This window comes from Streptomyces montanisoli (genome assembly GCF_017813245.1).
In the GTDB taxonomy this organism is placed as follows: domain Bacteria; phylum Actinomycetota; class Actinomycetes; order Streptomycetales; family Streptomycetaceae; genus Streptomyces; species Streptomyces montanisoli.
Genome location: NZ_JAGIQL010000376.1, coordinates 1 through 904 on the forward strand (window position 1 = coordinate 1; position 904 = coordinate 904).

General features: G+C 75.9%; 1 protein-coding gene. It reads left to right on the forward strand.

All coding sequences use genetic code 11. The features are described from left to right. A partial coding sequence (locus tag JFN87_RS33235) for an RDD family protein (protein WP_209346242.1) occupies positions 1-606 on the forward strand: 606 nt, incomplete at its 5' end. Positions 607-904: the final 298 nt, after the last annotated feature.

Sequence of the window (904 nt, forward strand, 5' to 3'; positions counted from 1 at the left end):
CAGGCGGGGCCCGCTGCCGGATCGCCGGGCGCCCCCGCCGGCGGCGAGCCGCCCGTCGTGCCGTGGAAGCCGCCGACGGAGGACCCGTTCCAGGCCGCGGCCCGCGCCCAGGCGAGCGCCCGCCCCGCTGGGCTCGGCCGCCGGCTGCTGGCCCGGGTCATCGACACCGTCGTCGTCGGCGCGGTCGTCGGCGCCGCCGCCGCGCCGCTCGCGCTCCGCGCCCGTACGCACATCGACGACAAGATCGAGGCGGCGCGGCAGAGCGGACGCACGGTCACGGTCTACCTGATCGACGGGACCACGGGCGGCTACCTCGCGGTCGTGCTGGCCGCGCTGCTGGTCGTCGGGGTCCTGTACGAGGCGCTGCCGACCGCCAGGTGGGGACGCACGCTCGGCAAGAAGGTCTGCGGCCTGACGGTTCTGGACATGGAGTCGTTCGAGCCCCCGGGGTTCGGCAGGGCGCTCGCGCGCTGGCTGCTGTACGGGGTGCTCGGTGCGGTCGCCGTCGGCGTGCTGAACGTGGTGTGGTGCCTGTTCGACCGGCCGTGGCGGCAGTGCTGGCACGACAAGGTGGCGCACACGTTCGTCGCGCGCCGCGCGGGCTGACTCGACGGCGTCTGAGCGGGCCGGGCCTTCCGTTCGCCCGAACGGCGCCGACCGTTGGCGGTGCTCCGTCACGCGCGGTGCACTGCCCCCATGAGCAACGATGAGCCGTCGTCCGGTCAGCCGCCCGAGGAAGACCCCTTCCTGAAGAGGCCGAGGCCTCCCCGGCAGCCGCCGCCCGGGGACTCGGTCCCGCCGCCAGGCGCGGGCGCTCCGGGCCAGGAGGGCCCAGGCGGGAGCCGGGGGAGCGGGCAGCCGCCCGCAGATCGGAAGAGCAGAGGTCTGAACACCAGGCAGCGAT